This window comes from Magnetococcales bacterium (assembly GCA_015232395.1).
Taxonomy (GTDB): Bacteria; Pseudomonadota; Magnetococcia; order Magnetococcales; family JADFZT01; genus JADFZT01.
The window spans coordinates 1-23,836 of sequence record JADFZT010000012.1 but is presented as its reverse complement, the minus strand read 5'-3'; the positions used below and the strand labels follow the sequence as shown (position 1 = coordinate 23,836).

The 23,836-nt window shown below is 52.7% G+C and carries 19 protein-coding genes; 16 read left to right on the top strand and 3 right to left on the bottom strand.

Annotated features, from left to right (window positions below; translation table 11 throughout):
• Positions 1-4: 4 nt before the first annotated feature.
• The 8 genes from HQL52_05475 (at position 5) to HQL52_05440 (ending at position 7,924) form a co-directional block, all read left to right on the top strand.
• Complete coding sequence (locus tag HQL52_05475; GenBank protein MBF0368894.1) at positions 5-967, top strand: acetoin utilization protein AcuC; 963 nt, start codon at positions 5-7, stop codon at positions 965-967.
• A 334-nt stretch (positions 968-1,301) separates the two neighbouring features.
• Complete coding sequence (locus HQL52_05470) at positions 1,302-1,469, top strand: hypothetical protein (protein MBF0368893.1); 168 nt, start codon at positions 1,302-1,304, stop codon at positions 1,467-1,469.
• 26 nt (positions 1,470-1,495) lie between these two features.
• Positions 1,496-2,032 (top strand): cytochrome C oxidase subunit II, encoded by a 537-nt coding sequence (locus tag HQL52_05465; GenBank protein ID MBF0368892.1) that lies wholly within the window; start codon positions 1,496-1,498, stop codon positions 2,030-2,032.
• A gap of 24 nt (positions 2,033-2,056) precedes the next feature.
• The gene (locus HQL52_05460) at positions 2,057-3,784 is read left to right on the top strand and encodes a cbb3-type cytochrome c oxidase subunit I (GenBank protein MBF0368891.1); all 1,728 of its coding nucleotides are present in this window, start codon (positions 2,057-2,059) and stop codon (positions 3,782-3,784) included.
• A gap of 178 nt (positions 3,785-3,962) precedes the next feature.
• Positions 3,963-4,829 (top strand): protoheme IX farnesyltransferase, encoded by an 867-nt coding sequence (gene cyoE, locus HQL52_05455; GenBank protein MBF0368890.1) that lies wholly within the window; start codon positions 3,963-3,965, stop codon positions 4,827-4,829.
• Complete coding sequence (locus HQL52_05450) at positions 4,814-5,782, top strand: SCO family protein (protein MBF0368889.1); 969 nt, start codon at positions 4,814-4,816, stop codon at positions 5,780-5,782. Before cyoE ends, HQL52_05450 begins: the two co-directional genes overlap by 16 nt.
• Positions 5,783-5,862: 80 nt before the next feature.
• On the top strand, positions 5,863-7,416 hold the full coding sequence (locus HQL52_05445; protein ID MBF0368888.1) for a hydrogenase iron-sulfur subunit: 1,554 nt from the start codon (positions 5,863-5,865) through the stop codon (positions 7,414-7,416).
• Positions 7,417-7,420: 4 nt separating this feature from the next.
• The gene (locus HQL52_05440; GenBank protein MBF0368887.1) at positions 7,421-7,924 is read left to right on the top strand and encodes a hypothetical protein; all 504 of its coding nucleotides are present in this window, start codon (positions 7,421-7,423) and stop codon (positions 7,922-7,924) included.
• A gap of 421 nt (positions 7,925-8,345) precedes the next feature.
• Here HQL52_05440 and HQL52_05435 read toward each other — a convergent pair whose 3' ends face one another.
• Positions 8,346-8,519 carry a hypothetical protein gene (locus HQL52_05435; protein ID MBF0368886.1) on the bottom strand — a complete coding sequence of 58 codons (174 nt, stop codon included), beginning with the start codon at positions 8,517-8,519 and terminating at the stop codon, positions 8,346-8,348.
• Positions 8,520-8,925: 406 nt separating this feature from the next.
• Here HQL52_05435 and HQL52_05430 point away from each other — a divergent pair, with 406 nt between their 5' ends.
• The 4 genes from HQL52_05430 (at position 8,926) to HQL52_05415 (ending at position 15,250) form a co-directional block, all read left to right on the top strand.
• Positions 8,926-10,518 (top strand): c-type cytochrome, encoded by a 1,593-nt coding sequence (locus tag HQL52_05430; protein MBF0368885.1) that lies wholly within the window; start codon positions 8,926-8,928, stop codon positions 10,516-10,518.
• Between the two features lie 144 nt (positions 10,519-10,662).
• Entirely contained in the window at positions 10,663-11,091 is a 429-nt protein-coding gene (locus tag HQL52_05425; GenBank protein MBF0368884.1) for a cytochrome c, read from the top strand.
• An 895-nt stretch (positions 11,092-11,986) separates the two neighbouring features.
• Entirely contained in the window at positions 11,987-14,074 is a 2,088-nt protein-coding gene (locus HQL52_05420; protein ID MBF0368883.1) for a CHASE3 domain-containing protein, read from the top strand.
• Positions 14,075-14,206: 132 nt separating this feature from the next.
• Positions 14,207-15,250, top strand: coding sequence for a hypothetical protein (locus HQL52_05415; GenBank protein ID MBF0368882.1), 1,044 nt, complete (start codon positions 14,207-14,209; stop codon positions 15,248-15,250).
• Positions 15,251-15,271: 21 nt separating this feature from the next.
• Here the strand turns inward: HQL52_05415 and HQL52_05410 are convergent, their stop codons facing one another.
• Complete coding sequence (locus HQL52_05410) at positions 15,272-16,330, bottom strand: SPASM domain-containing protein (GenBank protein ID MBF0368881.1); 1,059 nt, start codon at positions 16,328-16,330, stop codon at positions 15,272-15,274.
• A gap of 118 nt (positions 16,331-16,448) precedes the next feature.
• Complete coding sequence (locus HQL52_05405; GenBank protein MBF0368880.1) at positions 16,449-17,792, bottom strand: FAD-dependent oxidoreductase; 1,344 nt, start codon at positions 17,790-17,792, stop codon at positions 16,449-16,451.
• 367 nt (positions 17,793-18,159) lie between these two features.
• Here HQL52_05405 and HQL52_05400 point away from each other — a divergent pair, with 367 nt between their 5' ends.
• The 4 genes from HQL52_05400 to HQL52_05385 all read left to right on the top strand — a co-directional run bounded on the left by HQL52_05400 (position 18,160) and on the right by HQL52_05385 (position 23,553).
• Positions 18,160-19,659, top strand: coding sequence for a B12-binding domain-containing radical SAM protein (locus HQL52_05400; GenBank protein MBF0368879.1), 1,500 nt, complete (start codon positions 18,160-18,162; stop codon positions 19,657-19,659).
• A gap of 113 nt (positions 19,660-19,772) precedes the next feature.
• On the top strand, positions 19,773-21,068 hold the full coding sequence (locus HQL52_05395) for a cobalamin-dependent protein (protein MBF0368878.1): 1,296 nt from the start codon (positions 19,773-19,775) through the stop codon (positions 21,066-21,068).
• A gap of 56 nt (positions 21,069-21,124) precedes the next feature.
• Positions 21,125-22,300 carry a glycosyltransferase family 9 protein gene (locus HQL52_05390; GenBank protein ID MBF0368877.1) on the top strand — a complete coding sequence of 392 codons (1,176 nt, stop codon included), beginning with the start codon at positions 21,125-21,127 and terminating at the stop codon, positions 22,298-22,300.
• Positions 22,300-23,553 (top strand): DUF362 domain-containing protein, encoded by a 1,254-nt coding sequence (locus HQL52_05385; protein MBF0368876.1) that lies wholly within the window; start codon positions 22,300-22,302, stop codon positions 23,551-23,553. Before HQL52_05390 ends, HQL52_05385 begins: the two co-directional genes overlap by 1 nt.
• Positions 23,554-23,836 lie beyond the last annotated feature (283 nt).

The window sequence follows — 23,836 nt, the reverse complement described above, 5'->3', positions numbered from 1 at the left end:
AGCCATGAATGATACGGTTCGCGTCTATGTGGGAGAGGAGATCGCCCGCTACGGTTTTGGTAACGGTCATCCCTTCGGCCCCCATCGCATGGGTGCTTTTTGGGATGAAGCCATCCGCCGCGGCATCCCCAACCGGGTCAAGGTATGCGATCCGGTCATGGCTCTTCAGGATATCATCGAACTCTTTCACACGCCCGAATATGTGGATCAAGTGCGTCGCCAGTCCCTCACCGGCGACGGCTTTTTGGATTATGGCGACACCCCGGCCTTTCAGGGGGTCTATGAAGCCACGGCCCATGTGGTCGGCTCTGCCCTGGATGCCATGGAATCCATTCTGTCTGGAACCTGTCGGCGGGCGTTTATCCCCATTGCCGGTCTCCACCACGCCCGCCCGGAACGAGCGGGAGGGTTTTGTGTTTTCAACGACTGCGGTGTCACCATTGCCGCTTTGAGAGAGCGTCACGATATTCGGCGAGTGGCCTATATTGATATCGACGCCCACCACGGGGACGGGGTTTTTTATGCCTTTGAATCCGATCCCGACCTGATCTTTGCCGACCTCCACGCGGATGGTCGCTTTCTCTACCCCGGTACCGGCCACGCCTATGAGACCGGCCAGGGGGCTGCCCAGGGGACCAAGCTCAACATTCCCCTGCCACCTGATGCTGACGACTCGGTTTTTTTTCAAGAGTGGCCCAAGGTGGAACGATACCTGGAAGAGGCCCAGCCAGAATTTTTTCTGCTTCAGTGTGGTGCGGATTCCATCGCTGGCGACCCTATCACCCACATGCGTTTTTCCCCGGCAGCCCATGCCCATGCCGCAGCCAGCCTCTGTCGGATCGCTGAAAAAATCGGTCATGGGCGGGTAATGGCTGTGGGCGGTGGCGGCTACAACACTGAAAACATTGCCAATGGCTGGTGTGCGGTGGTGGAAGCCTTGATCGGGAGTGAGGTTGGATCAGGCTGATTATTCTTCATTCTGATAATCTTCTGTCTGCCTTGCTCTCCCCCCCTGGAAAACCGTTTCGAGTCCGGTTATGATCCCGCTGTTGGACAGGGTCGCCTTTTGGTTGAACGGTCGGTCGCCGACCGTAATTGCTCTTGTTTATTGTGTTATAAGGCCGGCTTTCTGTCATGCTAAAACACAATATACTGTGGCGTTTGACCCAAGTTACGACAAAAAAGACAGGGCAATTGACCCATGTCAATTTTTTTAGCAGCAGTGTCCATATAATATACTATGCGTATCGACCTAATCCTAAATCAGCACACACATACGAAATGAAACGAGGGAGGCAAACATGCAAAACACGGACAACCCGGGCGCCGGCTCGGAAGAGGAGATCCCAGCCATGCAACGTCTGCTGGACAATCCTATTCTTCTCCTCTTGCTGGGAGTCCTGATGCCCACAGTGTTCTATACAATCTGGGGCATTATTGAAATCGTCATGATTCCGGTTGCCCAATAAGGGTTGAGAAAGGGGAAAGAAACAAAATGGCAATCACACCTCCCTCACAAAAAATCTGGTGGCATCAACCGATCGACAAGGTCGAAGCCGTGTGGATTGGAATCTCACTTGTCTGGTGTCTGATTCTCTTCCTGTGGATGCCCTACTGGCACATTGTTGGTAAGCAAAATCTTTCCAACGAAGCTTACAAAATCACTGCTGAAGCCTTTGAAGCCAAGACCGAAGAGATGGTGCAAGCTCACACCGTGCGCACCGAGTCTGCGGCTGAAATTCCCGTGGTAGCTCCCCCCCCCGGCAGCGACATCTACATGCTGGGCCGGCTCTGGGAGTGGTATCCCATTCTTGAACTCCAAAAGGATCAGAGCTATCGTCTGCACCTCTCTTCCTTGGACTGGCAGCATGGGTTCTCCCTGCAGCCCATCAACATGAACCTGCAGATTCTTCCCGGCTACTCGACGGTGATTACCATCACCCCGAACGAAACCGGAGAATTTGGGGTTGTCTGCAACGAATACTGCGGCGTGGGACATCACACCATGCTCGGTAAGATCATTGTCAAATAAGTCGGGGAGGCTAAGGAATTAATCATGGCAAACATGTTCAGAAAGTGTCCGGACTCCGGGCTCTTTTTTCACCGGAGCGCAGAGTCTTTGATGAAGGCTCACGCGGTCATGGGCGTAGTATTCCTGCTGATGGGCGGGATCTTCGGTCTCTTGGTCATGCTGACCCGGATGCCCACCGTTCATCTGCTGGATGCGGAAACCTTCTATCTGGCCCTGTCGATTCACGGTACCAACATTCTCATATTCTGGATCATCTTTTTTGAGATTGCGGTCCTCTATTTTGCCTCGACCACCCTTCTCAGGGTGAGACCGGCATCTCCCGGCTTCGGCTGGTTGGGGTTCCTTCTCATGCTGGGCGGGTCGATCCTGACCACGGCCGCCTTTTTCCGGGGCAACTCCAGTGTGATGTTCACCTCCTACGTGCCCATGCCGGCAGAACCCATCTTCTACCTGGGTCTGATTCTCTTTGCCGTGGGCGCACTGATCGGCTGTTTTATCTTCTTGGCGACGCTGATGATCGCCAAGCGGGAAAACACCTATGAGGGATCGGTTCCTCTGGTGGTTTTCGGCGCACTGGTGGCTTGCATCATCGCCATTATGACCATTCTCCATGGCGCGGTGATTCTGATTCCCACCTTCCTCTGGTCCATAGGTCTCATTCCCAACATTGATCCGCTGATCTATCGCACCATCTGGTGGGCTCTGGGCCACTCTTCCCAGCAGATCAACGTGTCAGCTCACGTGGCTGTCTGGTATGCCATTGCCGCCATCGTTTTCGGCGCCAAGCCCATGTCCGAGAAGGTCAGCCGTACCGCCTTTCTGCTGTACATTCTCTTCCTGCAACTCGCTTCGGCTCACCATCTCCTGGTTGACCCGGGCGTCAGCTCCACCTGGAAGATTTTCAACACTTCCTACGCCATGTATCTGGCGGTGCTCGCCTCCATGATCCACGGCCTCACGGTTCCTGGCTCCATTGAGGTGGCTCAACGGAAGAAGGGCTACACCAACGGCATGTTTGAATGGTTGCGCAAAGCCCCTTGGGAAAACCCTGTCTTTTCGGGCATGTTCCTCTCCCTGATCGTCTTCGGCTTCATTGGCGGCATCACCGGTGTGGTGATGGGGACTGAGCAGATCAACCTGATCATCCACAACACCATCTTTGTACCGGGTCACTTCCATGCGACGGTTGCGGTGGGTACCACCCTGGCCTTCATGGCGATCACCTACTTCCTGATTCCGGTGCTCTTCCGTCGTCAGCTGATCCTGCCTGGTCTGGCCAAATGGCAGCCCTACATTTTCACTGCTGGCATGCTCGGTCTGATTCTCTTCATGCTGGGTGCAGGTACCCTGGGTCTTCCCCGGCGGCACTGGGATGTAAGCTTTGCCGATGCAGCTCTGCAGTTTGAGTTTGCTGGAACCGCCATCACCATGATGGGTCTCTCCGGCATCGGCGGTATCCTGGCTGCGGTTGGCGGCGGCGCTTTCTGCCTCATCGCAGTGGGCTCCCTGGTCTTCGGTAAAAAGCTGGATCCCAACGCTGGTCTGCTGCAAAGCTTCGGCATGCCTCTGAACACCTCCAGCTACACTGTTGAAAAGCCCGACCTCCTGGAGCGGACTCCGGTGGAAACCCACGGTAGCGGCGACCACGGTGCCCCTGGTACCTTCGTCCTGGCCCTGGTCTTCCTGGTCAGCTTTGTCATCTACTTCTTCATCAACGCCAAATATCTGGCTTCCCTCTGGCCCATGGGCTAAGGTACCCTCTTCACCATGTTGGGGTGGATCGTCAGATCCACCCCAACATGGGGGTTTCTCCTAAAGGCATCACCCTGATTTTTCTCAGGCACTCTTTTTATAGATTTTTTTCTTTTTTATGTTTGGAACCCTTTGATCTATTTAACATTTTTTTTCGCCTGGCATACTTCCTTGAGCGATGGGTACCTTGGCTAAAAATATCTTGACCCTCTTTAAGCTACGTATCGGCGTAGCCATGGTTTTCACAGCCCTTGTGGGGCTTGCCATCACACCGGGACCTGCGCCCGAAACGTGGCAAACCCTGCTGCTTGCTATGGCGATCATTCTCTCTGCCGGTGCAGCTGGTGGCCTTAACCACTATTACGACCGGGATATCGACTCCGTCATGGATCGAACCCAGGGACGGCCCTTTGTGACGGGTGCCCTACCCTACTCCCCCTGGTGGTTGGCGCTCTTTCTGTTTCTGACAGTGATGCCGGTTGGGTTGGTGTGGTACTACATCAATGCAACCTCAGCACTACATGTCTTTCTCGGGGCCTTTTTCTACGGTGTGGTCTACACCATATGGCTCAAACGCCGTACTTGGCTCAACATCGTCATCGGCGGTTTGGCAGGCAGCTTTGCGGTTTTGGCTGGTGCTGCGGTGGTGGACCCGGTTTTTTCACCGCTCCCCATTGCACTCGCCTTTGTGCTCTTTCTCTGGACGCCATCCCATTTCTGGAGCTTGGCCATTGCACTCAAGCCCCAGTATGTCTCGGCCCACATCCCCATGCTGCCGGTGGTGGCTGGAGAGAAGGTCGCCTCCCGGGCCATCCTCTCCAACACAGCTCTCTTGGTAGCTGCTTCGGTGGTTCCCTTCTACTACGGTATGGGCTGGATCTATCTGGCTGGTGCGCTTTTGGGGGGGGGATATTTTCTGGCCAAAAGCCTGCAGCTCGCCTTTAACCCGGGACCTGCCTTGGCGATGTCCAACTTTCGCGCCTCTCTGGTACAACTCATGTTACTGTTGAGCGCGGTCCTGGCGGATCAGTGGCTTCCTATTTGACAACCACAGCACACCCCAATCATCCCTCCAGCCTCCACTCCTTACAGCGATCCGGTCGGCTTTTTGGCCTGACGACGCTGTTTGTCGTGTGGGCTGTTTTTATCTGGCTTCTGCCACCGGACGACGCTTGGGCGGGGATTGAGCAAGCCCCTGGGTCAACGAATACAGTCCCCGGTGAAAAAACCGTTTTTCCACCTCTGTTCCAACCAGCCGCGCCCGATTTCGACGCCAAAGAGGCCTTTCGTCTGAGCCGGGAGGTGATTGGAAGCAAAGTTTCCAACCATATATTCAAGGATCGCAAGGGACGTAAGCGCGCCTTGGCCTCTTTCCGGGGCAAACCCCTCATTATCAGTCTGGTCTATTCCAGCTGCTACCATGTCTGCTCGGTGACCTCCCGCTATCTGGATGAAGTGGTGCAAAACGCCCGGGAGGCCTTGGGTGAAGAGACCTTTAGCGTCGTCACCATCGGTTTCGATACCCGTGTTGATACCCCAGCGGCCATGACCACCTTTGCCCGTCAGCAGCAGATCTCCGATCCCCGTTGGCATTTTCTCTCCACCGATGCTGAAACCATCAAAAACCTCACCCGGGAGCTGGGATTTTCCTATATACGCAGCCCCAGGGGATTCGACCACATTGTTCAAGCGACCGTTGTAGACCAGGAAGGCATCATTTTCCGTCAGGTCTACGGGGAGATCTTTGACGTTCCCAGCCTGGTGGAACCCCTGAAGGGATTGATCCTGGGTCGCCCGGTTTCGGAAGATGAACCGATTCTGGATGACATGATTCGGCGTTTTCGTTTTTTTTGCACCGTCTACGACCCCACCCTGGACGCCTACAAATTTGAATATTCATTTTTTGTGGGCATGTTTATCGGTGGCACCATCATCCTGATTACTGGCATTTGGCTCTTTCGTGAAGTGCGCCGGGCCAACTATTTTAGAAAAAGCTGAAACTGTTTCATTTATAACCTGTCCATAAAAGTCTGGAAGCATAACACGGAACGGAAGCCACCCCCGAGGAGACCCAATTCTTGAGACCCATTCGCAAAGCGGGCGATGCCCTCTTTCTCCGGCTGGAAGGGTGGTTCAACCGCACCTTCGGCAATCATCTTAATCCCTTCTATCACCTTGGATCCCTGACATTTTTCTTTTTTTGGGTCGTACTTGTCAGCGGGATCTACGTTTTTATCTTTTTTGAAACCCGTGTGGATCACGCTTTCAATTCTGTGGAGTATATGACCCACGACCAGTGGTGGCTGGCGGGGATCATGCGTAGCCTGCATCGGTATGCCTCGGATGCGGCGGTCATTACCATCTTTTTGCACATGTTCCGAGAATTTTTCCGGGATCGCTACCGGGGTGTGCGCTGGTTTTCCTGGATTACCGGTGTGCCGACCTTGTGGTTGGTGGTGCTGTTGGGGATTTCCGGCTACTGGCTGGTGTGGGACATGTTGGCCCAATATATTGCCGTCGTCACAGCGGAGATGATTGACTGGCTGCCCATCACCCTGGGCTCCATGGCCCTCAATTTTATCGGCGACCAGGTTTCCGACCGCTTTTTCACCCTCATGGCCTTCCTGCATCTTCTGGGCTTTCCGGTGGCTCTGGTATTTCTCCTCTGGACCCACGTCAGTCGTATCAGCCACATCGATTTCAACCCCCCCAAGGTACTTGCTTGGGGATCGATGGTGGCCTTGTTGGTTTTGTCCCTGGTCAAACCCGCTGTGAGCCACGGTCCAGCAGATCTTTCTCTGGCTCCGACGGTCTTGCAACTCGACTGGTTTTATCTCAACATTTACCCGGTTTCTGACATTCTGGGCCCAGCCTGGGCTTGGGGAATCCCCACTGGAGTCACTTTCTTCCTGATGATGCTTCCCTGGATGCCACGGAAAAAACCCGAACCGATCGCTGAAGTGGATTTGGATTATTGTAACGGCTGCGGTCAATGCGGAGTGGACTGTCCCTATGGTGCGGTGACGATGCAGCCCAGAAGCGATGGTCGCAAGTTTCTCCTGGAACCGACAGTCAGTGCCTCCTTATGCACCTCCTGCGGCATCTGCATGGGGGCCTGCACCTCTTCCAACCCCTATCGTCAATCCAAAGGTCGGCTGCTTACCGGCATTGAGATGCCCCACTATTCAGCTGAGGCGTTGCGCAAGGAGGTGACTGACAAGATTGCAGCCTTGAGCGGAAAAGATCGGATTCTCGTCGTCGGTTGTGATTTTGCGGCGGATCCCATGCCTCTGGAGACATCAGAAGTTGCTGTGGTACGGCTGCCGTGTACGGCCATGTTGCCGCCATCGTTCCTCGACTTTTCAATTCGCAAAGGAATTGACGGTGTGCTGGTTACCGGCTGTCGGGATGGGGATTGTTATTTCCGCTTTGGCAACCACATCACCCTGGATCGGATTTCCGGGCTACGGGAGCCCCGCCTCTTTGGTAGGACGGATCAAGAACGTATCGATGTTTTTTGGGCGGCCCAGCAGGAAAGCTCCCAGTTGACGGATCGATTGGCAGAATTCCGCCAGCGGCTGGATAAAATCAAGGATAAGCCCAAGTCCCCTAAAAACCGGAAGGAGGCGTAGCATCATGGACAAGATTTTCCGGTATCTGGGACAGGGGCTGACCTATACCATTTTTTGCGCCCTGATCTACTATCTTTCCACTTCGCCAGCTTATACCTATCTGGCTGAAGGCCAGGCGGAACTGAAGGTGGCCTTCAACCATGCCGGACAACGGGTGGAAGAGTGCCGCAAACGAACCCCTGAGGAGCTACGCAAACTGCCCCCCAACATGCGTAAACCCATGGACTGCTCCCGGGAACGTTCGCCTCTGATTGTAGAAATCCGCATAGATGGGAAACCTCTGGCTCGGGATATCTACAATCCCCCGGGCATCCATTCCGATGGGGCAGCCTTTGTTTACGGCAAATATGCCATTCCCGCTGGTGAGCATGAGTTGGAGGTAGAACTCTGGGACAGCACCCTGAAGCCAGAATTCAGCTTTCACGCCAAGAAGAGGGTGAGCCTCGCTCCGGGCCAGGGATTTGTGGTGGGATTTGATGAGGATAATGCTCGTTTCCTTTTCTATTGATTTCCAGCCAACCCTCTCCATTTAAGGAATGCCCCCCTTCTCACCAGCCCCCCTGGTAAGGAAGGGGGGGCATTCCTTCTCCCATCGGCTCCCCTTTGGCTCTCACTCTCCCTCCCCGAGACTGCTTCACACCCAGTTACTGATCGTCCCCCTCCCCCTCTTCCCCCGAATACATTTCACCCACCCCACTCAAAAGCCGCCCCAGGCTAGACCATGCTGACAGAAATATCCTTTGGAGCCAGGCAGCCACTTCCCGTGCCTGGCCGCTCGCCTGAGTTGATCAAAACGTGCGCCAGCCCTATATAACCAGCTGTTTTGGAAATACTTTTTCCATGGGTTCCCAGGCTGAAATCCCCCCCAATCCAGACTCATTCAAAAGGCGTCAGGGGGGCGGATGGATAGAGAGGTATAGATTTCCAAATCAGCCGGGAAAAAAGCGTTGAACCCCTTGAAACACGATCATTGAGAGGCTTAATATAATGCCGAAGAAGATCATGGAGCGGTATTCAAAACGTGCGCCCCGGCTCTCCTCAATGCGATTCAAAATCCAATCGGAGACCAGATAGAGCATCATGGCGGTTAGGGTGAAATACACGATTTCCAAGGTATTTTCTCCAAAGTATGGGATGAACTTTCCAAAACGATCGGCCACGAAAAACCGGGAAGCTCTTTTTTCCCCATTTTTTTAACTTCGGTCAAGGAACGGCAACATAAGACTGATATTCTCCACCGAGTGATTCAAAGGCCCTTTCCCTAGGCCAAAAGATCAGGCAGAATCTTGCGAGTGGACCTTTCATCTAAACAAACGACCAAAACAACACAATTGATTGTGTTATAAAGGATAGCCTCAGAAATGTCTGCCCTCCCTCCCCCTCGAACGAAAGGGTCATGGAGGCGAACCTTCCGAGGTAAAGAGTTACTCAACATTAAGTAAGCGTGGAATCCGGAAAATCCGGTCAAGACTTTTAAACAGCAACGATCATCGAGAAAGGGGACTACCTATGAGGAAGCTGTCTGGCATTCTGCCGCCTCTCGCAGCCAGCATTGTGATGCTGGGGATGGCCACTGGCGCAAGTGCAGCTGCAAAACTGCAGCCCGTACCGAGCCTGTCTGAGGCCGATTTTGCGAAGGGTCAACAGATGTATTTTGACCGGTGTTCCGGCTGCCACGGTGCTTTGCGTAAAGGCGCCACCGGCCCTAACATCACCCCCTCCAAGACCCGCATGAAAACCTTGGCCGCTCTGGACAAAATTCTTTATGAGGGAACTGAAGGCGGCATGCCCGGTTGGGGTAAGTCCGGTTTCATGACTCGTGAAGACACGCAGTTGATGGCCAAATATGTGCAGATTGATCCCCCTCTGCCGCCCGAGTGGGGCATGAAGGAGATGAAAAAGTCCTGGAAAGTGCATGTGCCTGTTGCCAAGCGCCCCAAGACCCCCCCGAAATCCAACTGGCAGAACTATTTCGGCGTCGTGCTGCGTGACGTGGGTAAAATCGCCATCATCGACGGCGACACCAAGAAGATCCTGAACATCATCCCCTCAGGTTTCGCTACCCACATTCTGCGTACCTCCGCTTCCGGTCGCTACATGTATGCCATCGGTCGTGACGGTAAAGCCACCATGATGGACATGTGGGCCAGCCCCCCGGACATCGTTGCCGAGGTTCGTACCGGCTTGGACGCTCGCTCCATCGACACCTCCAAGTACAAGGGCTTTGAAGACAAGTATGCCGTTGTCGGTGACTACTGGCCTCCCCACTATGTGATCATGGATGGCGACACTCTGGAGCCCCTCAAGGTGATCGGTACCCGTGGGTACACCTACGACACCAACGAGTATCATCCTGAGCCCCGCGTGGCCTCCATCGTTGCTTCCCACAACGCTCCTGAGTGGGTGCTGAACCTGAAGGAAACCGGTGTTGTTCTGCTGGTTGACTATTCCAAGCTCGAAGAAGGCACCATCACCGAGACCAAAATCAACGCCGAGCGCTTCCTGCACGACGGCGGTTGGGATTCCACCAAGCGTTACTTCCTGGTGGCTGCCAACGCTCGTGATACCATCTCCGTCATCGACACCAAAGAGCGCAAGCTGGTCAAAAACATCAAGACCGGAACCAAGCCCCATCCTGGTCGTGGCGCCAACTGGATCGATCCTGAGTACGGTGCCGTCTGGGCCACTGTCCATCTGGGCGAAGGCCTCGTTTCCATGATCTCCACCGACGCTTCCAAGCCTCACGCCTGGACCGTCGTTCGTGAGTGGGAACTGGATGGTAACTCCCTCTTCGTAAAAACACATCCGAAGAGTTCCAACGTCTATTGCGACAACACCATCAACAAGAACAAGTCCAATACGTTGACCATCTTTGACATCAACAACCCCGAAGCTGCTCCCAAGGAGATCGCCTTTAAGAAGACGGTTGTCCACATGGAGTTCAACAAGGCTGGCGACGAAGTTTGGATTTCCCTCTGGGACAAGGAAGGCGAAATCGTCGTCCTGGATGACAAGACCCTCAAAGAGAAAGCCCGCATCAAAGGCTTGAACACCCCCACGGGTAAGTTCAACGTGTACAACACCACGCACGACATCTATTGATCAGACCCAGTGATCACCTGACGCACGACGGGTCACCTGACGACAGGCGGGTGGGCTGACAAACGACAGGTTTAGATGATGAAACAAAGAAAGGGGCTGGGGACTTCCTCAGCCCCTTTTTTACTTACCAAGGAGTTGTAAAGCATGAAAAAAATCACTGCGTTGACTCTCTTCGGTGCCATTGTTCTGAGTGGCGCTGTGGCCATGGCCCATGTAACCCCCAAGGCCCCCAGCAAATTTCTTAGCATGGAAAACCCCATTGACGAGTTGGAAGAGGGTACCCGCCCTTATAAGAAGGCCGCTCGTCTGTACAAATCCAAATGCAAAAAATGTCATGGTGAGGATGGTGACGGGCAAGGCTCCGCTGCCGGTGACATGGTCCTGAAACCCACCGACTTCACGACAGACGGCTATTTTAAGCGGGCGGACGGACAACTCTTTTGGATCATCCGTGACGGCTCCAAGGATACCGAGATGAAAGCCTTTGGTCCCGGCTCTGATGTCAGCCTGAGCGAAGAGCAGATCTGGTCTCTCGTCACCTTCATGCGGATGAAGTTTGGCGGCGAAGATTGATCCCTGTTTGAATCAGGGTTTGTCTGACTATCTGAGGGAAACTCCCCGTCAAGGGGAAGCTCTTGCAGATAGCAGCATGATAGCTGAAAAGGGTGGATACACTACGGTGTGTTCACCTTTTTTTTGGTCAAAAATATCTCTACTTGAAAGTTTATTGGGTCCCCCCGTCAAGGTGCACCCGTTGAGAATTGATGACCATGGCAGGCCTTACCTGAAAATTGGACTCCCTTCCCTGACTCGTCATCCCCGCAAAAGCTGGGATCCAAGAAGGTTATGACAGCTCTCAAGAAATAACCAGACCTTCAGGAAATCCACAATTTTGCTGAAAATGGTGCAAAATTTGGAAAATTCATGCCAGACACCCGGGGTTCCCGCATTCGCAGAAATAGCGAAAAAAGAGCAGCGGCGCATGTCAAACTCTTGTATGAAATGGCTATATTAGAGCGATCTGTCCCCTTTCTTCAGCGCCTGCATTTTTACCCCGGCCCCTCTCATGATTGCCTCCCCTGTACAAACCGATTCGTGACTCAGCCAATTTTACAAAAGACATTGTTTTGTTTGATATTTGTGTCTGGGTTGTTGTTGAATGAAGAGAGGGGCAATCGCCCCCTGCCCCAGCACCAAACCGCAATACCCAGCCAAATTATCCGCCAAATCAAACCATCACTCTTTGGAAAATTTCTATCATTATGAATAGAATGTCAGGATAATTTGACATACAATTACCATCATTTATGTGTTTACTGACAACATCCACGCTTCATCTTCCAATCTCGCCAACAATCCCAACTCAAATGGAACTTAGCTAGAGAGGACCTATAAAATGGACTTAGGGCTCAGAGGGAAAATTTTGGCTGGAATGGCTGTGCCTGTGACACTGCTATTCATTCTTGGGATGGTGGCCATCAGTAACATCGGCCAAATTTCTGAAACCAACAAACAGGTGGAACACACCTATAAGGTTCTGGCAGAGGCTTCGGCCATCGTTGGGTCTGCTGTGGACATGGAAACCGGCATGCGGGGTTATCTGCTGGCTGGTCAGGATGGTTTCCTGGATCCCTATAGAGGCGGTGAGACGGCCACCTATTCGCAAATTTCGTCACTTCAAGGGACGGTGAGCGACAATCCCAAACAGGTGGGCCGCCTTTCGGAAGTGGAAAAAACTCTGAAAGAGTGGCAAGCCAACGTCACTGAGCCAACCATCGGCCTGCGTCGGAATATCGGTGACGCCAAAACCATGAACGACATGGCCGCTTTGGTGGGAGAAGCCCGGGGCAAGGTCTACTTCGACAAATTTCGGGGGCAGATCAAAACGTTCATTGACCGGGAGGCTTCTCTTCTTGGCCAACGCCGGAATGATTTCGAGACGGCCTTCGAGCAGCTGAAAAAGATGGCGAGTGAAGGCCAGACGGATCTTTCTCTCCTGGAAGTGATGCGGAAAAATGAAGGGTGGGTTGCCCACACCAACAAGGTGATCGCCCAGGCCAATGACATTCTGGCCTCTGCCGTGGATATGGAAACCGGTATGCGGGGCTATCTGCTGGCTGGGAAGGAAGGTTTTTTGGATCCCTATAAAGGGGGATCGGAAAAATTTTTCCGTCTCACCGCAGATCTCAAACAGACTGTGAGCGACAACTCTGCCCAAGTGCAGCTACTCAACGAGATCGAACAGACCATTCGTGATTGGAAAAGTAACGTTACCGAGCCGACCATCGAACTACGCCGCAAAATCGGCAACGCCAAAACCATGGATGACATGGCTGACTTGGTAGGGGAAGCCCGGGGCAAGGTCTACTTTGACAAATTCCGCCAGATCATGACCGACTTCAAAGCGGAAGAAGCCAGTCTCATGGAGGTGCGTAAACAATCCAATCTAGCGACGGTCTCCAACACCTTCACCACCATCTATATCGCCATCGGAATCGCCATCCTCATCAGCATCGCCATTGCCTGGTATTTAAGCCGGATCGTTTTGCGCCAAGTTGGCGGTGAACCCCCCTACATTGCCGAACTCACCCGAAAGGTGGCAGACGGTGACCTGACTGTTCAGCTGGATACAGCCGGAGAAGACACCGGTATCTTCCTGGCGGTCAAAAACATGGTGGAAAATCTGCGCCAGGTGGTTGGGGATGTCTCCAACTCCGCAGGACAGGTCTCAACCGGCAGCAACGAAATTTCCGATGCCGCACAAAGCCTCTCTCAAGGCGCTACCGAACAGGCGGCTTCCATTGAGGAGACCTCTTCGGCCATGGAGGAAATGGCCTCGAATATTCAGCAAAATACCGACAATGCCAACACCACCCAGACCATCGCCAGCAAGGCGGCCAAGGATGGTGAAGAGGGTGGTAAAGCGGTTGAAGAGGCCGTTCAGGCCATGAAACAAATTGCCGAAAAAATCTCCATCATCGAAGAGATTGCCAGGCAGACCAACCTCCTGGCTCTCAATGCCGCCATCGAAGCGGCTAGAGCTGGTGAGCACGGCAAGGGGTTTGCGGTGGTCGCTGCAGAAGTGCGCAAGCTGGCAGAACGCAGCCAGACAGCCGCTGGCGAAATCAGCCAACTCTCAGCCTCCAGCGTAGAGGTTGCTGAAAGAGCTGGCGGCATTATCAACCAGCTGGTTCCGGATATTCAAAAAACAGCGGAATTGATTGAGGAAATCGCTGCGGCCAGTCAAGAGCAAAACCAGGGTGCCAGCCAAGTCAACCAAGCCATCCAGCAGCTTGATCAGGTCATTCAACGCAATGCGGGTGCTTCGGAAGAGATGGCAGCGACAGCGGAAGAGTTGAGCTCCCAGGCGGATATGATGACCCAGGCGGTCTCTTTCTTCCGCACAGGTCAGCAGGCCGCAGCTCCCAGGCGACAGACCCAAGGGAAAAAGCCAACCGCTCGGATTGCCCAGGCAGCACCCAAAGCCCTTCCAGCACCTGCTTCAGGGGGGGCTGCTCTGGATATGGGAGCTGATGACGAGTTTGAAAGCTTCTGATCGGCTGATGACAACGCCCCGGTTTTCCGCCGGGTGAGATGATGGGGCTGAGTGAGATGATGGGGGGGTTGGATTGAATTCCAGCCCCCCTATTAATATGGGTTTAGGCAAGAAGGATCAGCTGGAACTATTATGCTCCTCAAATTATTCAAAACATTCTTTAAAAAACCAGCACCACAAAAAAACACGCCTAAGAGACAAGTTTCTCGACTATTATGGATGAAAAACAATTGGAGAGAATCTCCTGACCAACTTGTTTTCCTAAGCAAATTCAACAAACCAAAAACGGCAAAAAGCATTCGAAAATATTGGTTGGATCATTTCAAAACAAATCCAACAAAACTACTTTTACACTTTGAATCAAAAAATGCGCTTGAACAAATCGGACTTGAAGCGACTCTATCAGCAGCTCTCAAGGTGGCCGAACTTCGAAAAGAACTGCAATCCAGAAATTTAAACTCAGAGGGAAAAAAGGCAGAGCTTGTCATAAGGCTTATTGAGGCTGACCAGCCAAAAGTCAAGGCACTCACTGGAGAAAAAGCCAAATATATAATGACAGCAGAGGCCAACCGTCATGTTAGCGACTACTTGGAAAATGAAAAACAAAAAACTCTTGAAACAGAAAATAAAATAATCGCCCTTTTAAGTAAACATAAATATGATGTCGCCATAAAGACTCTAATTGAGTTTGAGAGACAACAAATATTTCAACGAAGTTTAGGTGATGGGGCACTTGATTTCTACAAAAATCAGGGGAAAGAAATCCTCCATCACATTATGAAAGGCCACCCTAAAATCCTGAAAGGATTGGACAAAAAAACCATTAATATTCTGAGAGCGCCTGCTGCGATGAACTTCCTGTTTGGAACAGGCCATCCTAACAAATGGATCCCTGCAAATTTAAAATTAGAATTTAAATTTGATGCAGATACTGCCGCTAGAATGCTTCATTTTCATGCAAAAAATAAAATGGATCTCTCAAAACTCAAAGAAATGAACTTAAAGCGTGTCGAATGGAATGGGGCTGGTGACTCCTCTTGTGAAACCTGCCGGCAATTGGACGGAAAAATATTTTCAATTCGGAGTGTGCCAGAAATTCCTCACCCAGAATGCAGCTCTGATTATGGTTGCCGTTGTACGTATAGTATTGATTCAACTGAGTTTCTGGATAGATAACCTATAAAGGCAACCTCTTCCTCACGCATTCGGCTTGTCACGAAACGGCTTCACCACCGGGCACTCCAGGCACATGGTGTCGCATTCAATGGAAGTATCCCCAGGGCTTTTGATCAGGCGGCGGCTGGATTGATAGTCGTCGTTGTTCCACACCGCAGCAAATCCCTCTGAAATCACATTGCCGAAGTCGTTTTTCAAAAAGCGGGTATCCTTGCAGCAGGGCAGCAGGCCGCCATCATAGTTGATATAAGCGGAGCGGTAGGGCCAGGAGCAGCCCATTCTGGGGGGGGGGGGCTTGGGAGATTGGCCTTTGGGATACCACTCCGCCCGAGCGCCCTCCGGTAGGAAGGGTTGGATAAAACGCACATCCACTCCCAACTCCCGAGCCTTTTCCTTGGCCAGTGGGATCTCTTTTTGGTTGAAACTGGTGACGCAATATTGCCAGTCGATCACCGGGGTATTCGATCCCAGACGCTTTTTCTCCTCCATCACCTTGGCCAGGGTGGAAAATGCCAAATCCCGATCACCCTTGACCATAAACTGGCTATAGGCTTCCTGACTCACGCCGTGGCAGGAAAAAATCAACACCTCCAAACCCGACTCGACAATCTTGCGGGGAGCGTCTTCATCCTTGAGGTTCAAATTGGATGAAACCCCCATTCCCACATTATGATCGGTCGCGTAGCGAATCATCTCGTAGGTTTCCGGAAACAAAAACGGCTCCCCAAAACCATACAGGTTGATTTTGAAGAGATATTCCCCCACCTCATCGAAAATTTTCTGGAAATCAGCAAAACTCATGCGCCCGTAAGCCCGCTCCCCCTCTTCAGGTTGGCGGCGATTATCGTAACAATAGGCGCATTTCAGGTTGCAGACGTTGGTGGATTCGATCTTGAGGATATAGGGGCGACCACCTACCACCTCGGCCCCCCGAAAGCGGGCCAGCTCCACCCGGAACAGATTCATCGCCTTTTTAAAGGTCATATGCCGCACCACAGCCGACACATGCCGCCCGATGATGGTCAGGCGAGAGGCTTTGTCAGCACCCTTGGTGGCCAGGGCAAAATCCATCAGTCCCATGATTCATTCTCTCCGATATGTAAGCCGATTCATACAGGCTCAAGGGTCTTGGTCAAAGTTGGCAGCACCATTGGGTCAGCCCCTGTTATCTCCAGCTGACCATCGCTCTACCGTTTGGTCAGGGGGACGAATCGGTCAGGTGTTGGGCCATTTTGAGCCCCTGATTGATGGCCGCCGGGGTCATGCAAAAATAGTAGCCCCCCATTCTTCCGACAGCATAAAGATTTTCCAGTTCATGGATTTCTCGATAGAAACCGGCCAGCTGCTCTTCATAGTCGATGGGATAGATGGGCATGCAATCCCCCAGACGCATGATCCCGGTTTTTCTGAGGGATGATTTTGGAAAAAGCCCCAAGCCATCGATATCCTGGATGATGCGGTCGATAATTTCCTGGTCGGATTGCTCGTCGAGCCCTGTGGTATAGGTGATCTCGGCACACACCCCCTCCTTGCCCGCGGGCTCCGAGGGTCCATAGAGGTTTCGGGGCAGATAAAGGCGATTGAAGAGCAGGTGGTCGTCGGGATAGTAGACGTAGTTGAAGGGGCGCGTTTTGTTTTCGGGCTGGTCGTAGGTGAGAAAAACCAGAATGGTTTTGATATAGGTGAGCTTTTCGACCTGGGAGCCCAAGAGAGCGCTCAAACTATTGACGTTGGCGGTCCAGATCAGATTTTTAACCGGTATTTCCCGCCCATCCACCAAAGTGACCGACTGGACCCGCTTGCCCTCGCGGTTGATGCTCCCAATCGTGGTTTCAAGCAGGGCTTCACCGCCATTTTTTTGATAATCAGCCCAGAGCAGATCGGGAATCCGCTGGAATCCCCCCTTGGGGTAGAAACAATCAGCCTGGGGCTGCTTCAAGCGTCTTAAAAACGATGGCGGCCGGGGGCGTTTGTGGGGAGGCTCCTTGATGTTCCTCACGGTACGATCCACCTTCCTGGCCCAGTCGGCATGCACCTCAGTCCCTTCATGAAGGGTTTTGGAGCGCATCATTGGCCCGACCACCTTGTCGTAAAGTTTCTGCCCGCTCTTGGCGGCGACACTCTCCCACACCGTTTTTTGCAGGTGTAACGGTTTCTTTTTTCTAAAAAAAGCCTTCAGAATATCCAACTGGTAGGAAAGAGGATAACCCAAAATATCCTTAAACTGAGGCGGAAAGGTCCAGAGGCGTCCGTCGGCGTGAATCGCGTAGCGTCCGGGAAGCCTGAAAACCTCCTCATCGGCCAGCAACTCCTGGATCAAATTTTCCCCCGGCCCCCCCATACCCGGAAAAAACATGTGGGGGCCTTGATCGAACACCACATCGTCCAACACCAACGAACGGCAAAAACCACCCAGATGGGGGGAGCGTTCAATGATCACCGAGGGGACACCACTGCGGGCCAGCCGGGCTGCCGCAGTGAGACCGGAAACGCCACCACCAACGATGACATCAAGAGGGGTCGAAAAAGAGTTTGAAGCCATGTTTGCCAGTCAAATTGGGGAGTTAAAGGAAGTGTAAAAAACCACCTGTTCAATGATTATCAGCCCCGTCATTCAAAAAAAGCCAACACCATCCTATCCCATGATGCATGAGCCACTCTATAAAATCCAGCCTTTGATACGAAATCATCTCCCAGGGCAAAGAGCAGCAAAAAATAAATTTTGATTGGGTTTTCAATACGTTGAATGCATTGACGCGGACCTGTTGGTTTTGTTATTCTGAACTTTCCGGTCGTTCAACTGGTCCTAAGTGGCGATACTCGGGGGGGACCGTTTCGGGCTTTATCATGCCACCTATCCCCCCTCGCCCATCTCCTGTTGGCATGTCTAGCACCAAGGATCTGAAGCCATGAAGATCACTCTCATATCCCCCTATCCGGATATCACCGCCTACGGATTGCGTATTCTCTCGGCTTATCTGCGGGAAAACGGCCACCGGGCACGGATTCTCTTTTTGCCTGATCCCCTGGGGGACGACCTCCAGTTCGGCATTGAGCGCTACACCCCGGAAGTTCTCAAGCAGGTAGCGGAACTCTGCCAGGATGAAGATCTCATCGGCATCACCCTGATGACCAATCACTTTGATCCCGCCCAGCAGATTACCCGGCAGCTCAAAGCGAGCCAAGTCAAAGCACCCATCATCTGGGGAGGGGTCCACCCCACCAGCCGCCCGGAAGAGTGCCTGGAATATTGCGACATGGTGTGTGTGGGAGATGGTGAAGAGAGCCTGCTGGAGTTGGCTGACCGAATGGAAAAAGGGGAGGACTATACCAGCGTCCCCAACATCCATATCAAAAATGGCGATACCGTCGTTAAAAACGGCATCCGCGCCCTCACCAAAGATCTCGACACCTTCCCCATGCCGGACTATGGGGTGAAAGATCATTTTATCATCCACGAGGGTCAGGTGATTCCCATGACCCTGGATTTGATGAAACATTTCCTCCAATGCGGCACCGTTTCCGGCTATATCGGCGCCATCGGCTACCAGATGATGACCGGGCGCGGCTGCCCCCATAAATGCAGCTACTGCTTTAACGACAAGATCAAAGGCCTCTATGAAGGCCAGGTCTATCTGCGTTGGCGCTCCACCGAGTCGATCATGCAGGAGCTGGAGTGGGTGAAGGAAAACATGCCCTTTGTGGGATTCGTCTGGATTTCGGACGACGCTTTTTTTGCCCGCAATCGCAAAAATTTGCGGGAATTTTGTGATGAGTATAAAAAACGCATCGGGCTGCCCTTCTCCTGTCTCGCAAGCCCCCTGACCATCTCCGAAGAAAAAATGGAAATGTTGGTGGATGCGGGGCTGGTCTATGTGCAGATGGGCATCCAGAGCGGCAGCGCCAAGATGCAGGATCTCTACAACCGCAAAAAAATGTCCAACCGGCTGGTGCTCAAAGCGACCCATATCATCAACAAATATAAAGATAAAATGGTCCCACCCAGCTACGATTTCATCCTCGATGCCCCCAACGAAACCACCGACGATGTGGTGGAGTCCCTGCGCCTGATTGCTGATCTGCCCAAGCCCTTCAAGCTGCAACCTTTTGCCATGGTGCTCTATCCCGGCACCAAGCTTTACGACATGTCCAAAGAGCAGGGGCTGATCCAGGATGAAAACAAAGAGATCTACAACAAAAGCTACACCATGCGAGAGTATAACTATCTCAACCTCCTGATCACTCTCTCCAAAGGGGGGAAATTTCCGGGAGGCCTGCTTAAATTTCTCGTCAGCCCCATGGTGCTCGCCATTTTCAACAACCGCGCCATGGAACCCTTCATCCGGGCTTTTTATATGATGCTCAAAAGCGCCAACCATTCCGTCAAAATGGTCATGGGCCGGGCCTGAATAACATACCAATAAAACCAGGCCTCCAGCCTGCCGCGATCACTGAAAGTGCGGCCTTTTAAACACCGGATGCCTGAATACCTACAACGCCGTCATCTGGGTGACCGCCGGGCATGAAAGTTCTTCTGATTCAATCCTATCTCGGGGGCAAGGAGCCGCCGGTCTATCCCATCGGGCTCGCCAGCCTCAAGACCGCCCTCCCCGACCACGATGTCACAGTGCTCGACCTCAACATGGTGCCGGAGCCCTTCGATGAACTCTCCCGGGTGATTCGGGAAATCAACCCGGAGGTGGTGGGCATCTCCCTGCGCAACATTGACTCCACCCACCAGCGCACGGTGACCTTCTATTATGCCCACCTGAAGACCACACTGGATGTGATCAAACCCCTGACCAACGCCAAAATTGTCATTGGTGGTTCAGGTTTTTCCATGTTCGCCGAAGAGATCATGGCGGAAGAGCCCCGACTGGAATATGGGGTGCATCTGGAGGGGGAGCTGACTTTCCCCGATCTGCTCAACAATCTGGAAACCCCGGATCAGGTCAAATCGATCTACTATCGTGAGGGGGAGACCGTCCACTATACCGGCAAGGTGGAGCGGCAGGTGGACATGAACGAAATTGTTCTCGCTGCCAACAGCCCCGTCCCCTTCGCTCCTTATCAGGTTAATCCCGAAGCCATCGGCGTCGAATCCAAGCGGGGCTGCGTGCTTGACTGCATCTATTGTATTTATGGATTTTTGAACGGCAAAAAATTACGCATGCGGGATCCGGCCAAGGTGGTGGATGAGATCGAATCCCTGGTCAACGATCACGGGGTTGAGCGCTTTACCTTTGTCGATTCCATCTTCAACGTCCCCATCCGCCACGCCGAGGCGATCTGCGAGGAGATCATCAAACGGGGGGTGAAGGTTAAATGGTCTGCCTGGTTTAACGAAAAACAAGTCACCCGCAAGCTTCTGGATCTTTGCCAACAGGCGGGGTGTGACAACGTCATCCTCTCCCCGGATGGCTTCAGCGACGAAACCCTGGAAAAGCTGGGAAAAAATCTTTCCAACCAGGATATCCTCGACGCCTACGATCTTTTTTGCGAAACCAAAGGGATGACCTTCAGCTACAATTTTTTCAAAAATCCCCCGGGACAGACCCTTTCGGGAGCCTTCGCCATGCTCCGCTTCCTGATCAAGGCCAAGCGTACCTTTGGCAGGCGCATGAGTTTTAACCTGAACTCCATGCGGGTGGAGCCCCACACCGCCCTCTACGACCGAGCCGTGGAGGAAGGGATCGTGCAACCTGGTGAAAATCTGCTCCACCCCAAAACCTACATCTACAAGCCAACCGCCTACATCGAGCATTTTTTCAACCTGCTCCTGATGGCCAAGGATGGGGTTCGGGCGCTGATTCGGTGACTCTCCGGACTTAAAATCCTCTTATTGCCGGGCTTGCCAGCCAAGGATCGATCCGATTGGTTCCCTACTATAAAATCATCAACAAAAAAAAACGCTGGGTGACCATCCTGGGAGACTTGCTGGGCTCCCTGCTGTTTTTCCCGCGTATTCTCATGCGGGGCCAAAAAGAGATAGACCCTGCCAAAATCCAATCGATCCTCGTCATCCGCACCGCCTATATCGGCGATGTGATCATGACGATTCCGATTTTAAAGCCCATCAGGGATCGCTTTCCCAACGCCAAAATCAGCTTTCTCTCCTCCCACTCGGCTCGGGGAATCCTGGAGCAAAACCCCCATGTGGATGAGGTGCTGGGGTATGACGCCTTTTGGTTTCATGATGCGCCCAAAAATCAGCTTTTTCCCTTTCTGAAGTCAATCCGCCAGCGCCACTTTGATCTGGTGATCGAAGCGAGAGCCGATATTCGGGATATCGCCATGCTGGTGTTGCCCATCAAGGCGCGCTACAAGGTGAGCTATGGGGTGGGTGGCGGGCACTATCTTCTGACCCATATGGTGCCCTACGAAAAACTTTCCCATAAAATTCACTATCACCTGGATATGGTGCGCCATTTGGGATGCAATACCCCGAATGAAGAGGATCCCACGACGGCTGTCACCTGGAACCTGAACCCTAGCGACACCCACCGACAGGCCGCTGACAATATCCTGAAAAAACATGGTATTACCGGAGATTTTGTGGCGATTCATCCCGGCTCGCGCATGGCTTTGAAACGCTGGCCGAATGATCGTTTTGCTTTACTTTCCGATTGGATTATGGCGAAGTGGCAGATGCCGGTGGTGGTGGTTGGATCCCCTGAAGAGAAGGAGCTGGTGGGGGATATTGCTGGCCGCATGCAAAACAAGCCGGTGGATCTGGCGGGGCAGTTTGGGTTGATGGAGCTGGCGGCGGTGTTGGATCGGGCCACCATGATGATCTGCAACGACAGCGCCCCCATGCATGTGGCGGCGGCCATGGATACCCCGATTGTAGCGATCTTTGGACCGTCAAGCAGCATCGAGACCGGCCCCTTTTGCAGTCACCATCGGGTGGTGGAGATCGATGCCCACTGCCGGGCCACTTGCGACGAAGGTACTTGTCTGGATTCGAACGTCCACCACTGCATTCAGGAACTCCATGTGGAGCGCCTGGAAGAGGCAGTGACTGACCTGATGGAAGAGGTAAAAAGCTGATGTTTCAGTTTACGGCGACCCCCGCTTATACCAACAAGGAAATCCTGGCAGCGGTTCAAGCCATTCTGGGGAATGAATATAAACACCTCCTCCCTCAGGAGAAGGGTGCGAAAATATTAATCAAGCCCAACTTTAACTCCAACATGAATGCGCTGACCGGCAACACCTCGGATTTGAGAATATTGGCCGCCATCAGCCGCAGCTTGAAGGATCTGGGCTACTCCGACATCACCCTGGGGGAAGGGACCAACAGCGGCTTTTATCGCAGCGGCATCAATGTCATCTCCCGGCTCCGAATCGACCAGCTCACCCGCTACTATGGGGTTAAATTTCTCGATCTCAACCAATCCAAGCCCCACACGGTGCAATTCGAAGATGGCATTACGGCGGATCTGGCTTCAGAGTGTGTCGAGGCGGATCTCTTCATCAACGCCCCCAAGCTCAAGACCCATTTTGAGGTGGGGATGAGCGTCTGCCAAAAAAATCTTATCGGCTGCATGATCGGTCAGGCCAACAAAAAGCTGGTGCATAAATCGTTGGCCGCCAACATCATCAACATCAACAAAGCCGCTCCCCCCCATCTGCATATCATTGATGGGGTGATCTCCATGGAGGGGCTGGGGCCTTCGAGGGGTCATCCCGTCGGCACCAACATGATTTTTGCCGGGACCGATTCGTTCCTGATCGATATGTTGATGGCCAAATTTGTCGGTTTTGATCCGAAAAAAATCACCACCCTGGTGGATGGGGTGCGGCAGGGGTTGATCACCGACGAACACATCCAGTATGTGGAAAACTATCACTTCGAAAAGACCTTCAACCACGATCCCCCCAAAGCGGGCTTTCTCGCTACTTATATCCATAGCCCCAAGCGGCAAAAATATTTCCTGGCGGTTAGAAACACCCCGTTTTTCACTTGGCTCGCCTCCACCAAATGGTTTGGCCATCTGCTCTATCTGACGGGCCTCAGGCAAGACAACTTTATCGACGAAGATATGGTATTCGAAGGGCTGGGATATCATACAGACAAGTGTCAGGAGTGCGGTAACTGCGAGGCATTTTGTCCGGTAGACCTGACGCTCCCCCTGGATCTGACCAACACCACCAAAATGGGCGAACACTGCGTCCAGTGCCTCTACTGTTATTCCGTTTGCCCCCATGATGCCATTGAGTTTAAAGGCAACATGGGATTTTTCGGGGATCAGCAGAAGCTTTATGGTGAGGCGATTCGTCAGATGCATCGGAAGGAGTGAATCGGAAAACAATCAAACATTTGATTTTAGCACGAATTCACAGCATCATTATAACCTCACTCATCCACCACACTGACTCCTCTCCTCTACAAGGAATTAGTCATGACTGAAATAAATCAAATATTTGGTGACATATTCAACCATGGACTGCCTATCTTCAGCTTTATTGCAGTCATTGCCGGAACAATGTATTTCAATAAAAAGTTAACCCTACTTGATAAGGAGTGGGCCGCCAGGAAAAGGGGCTGGGCCAGGTGGTGGTGAGCCCCCCCATGAGAGAGCC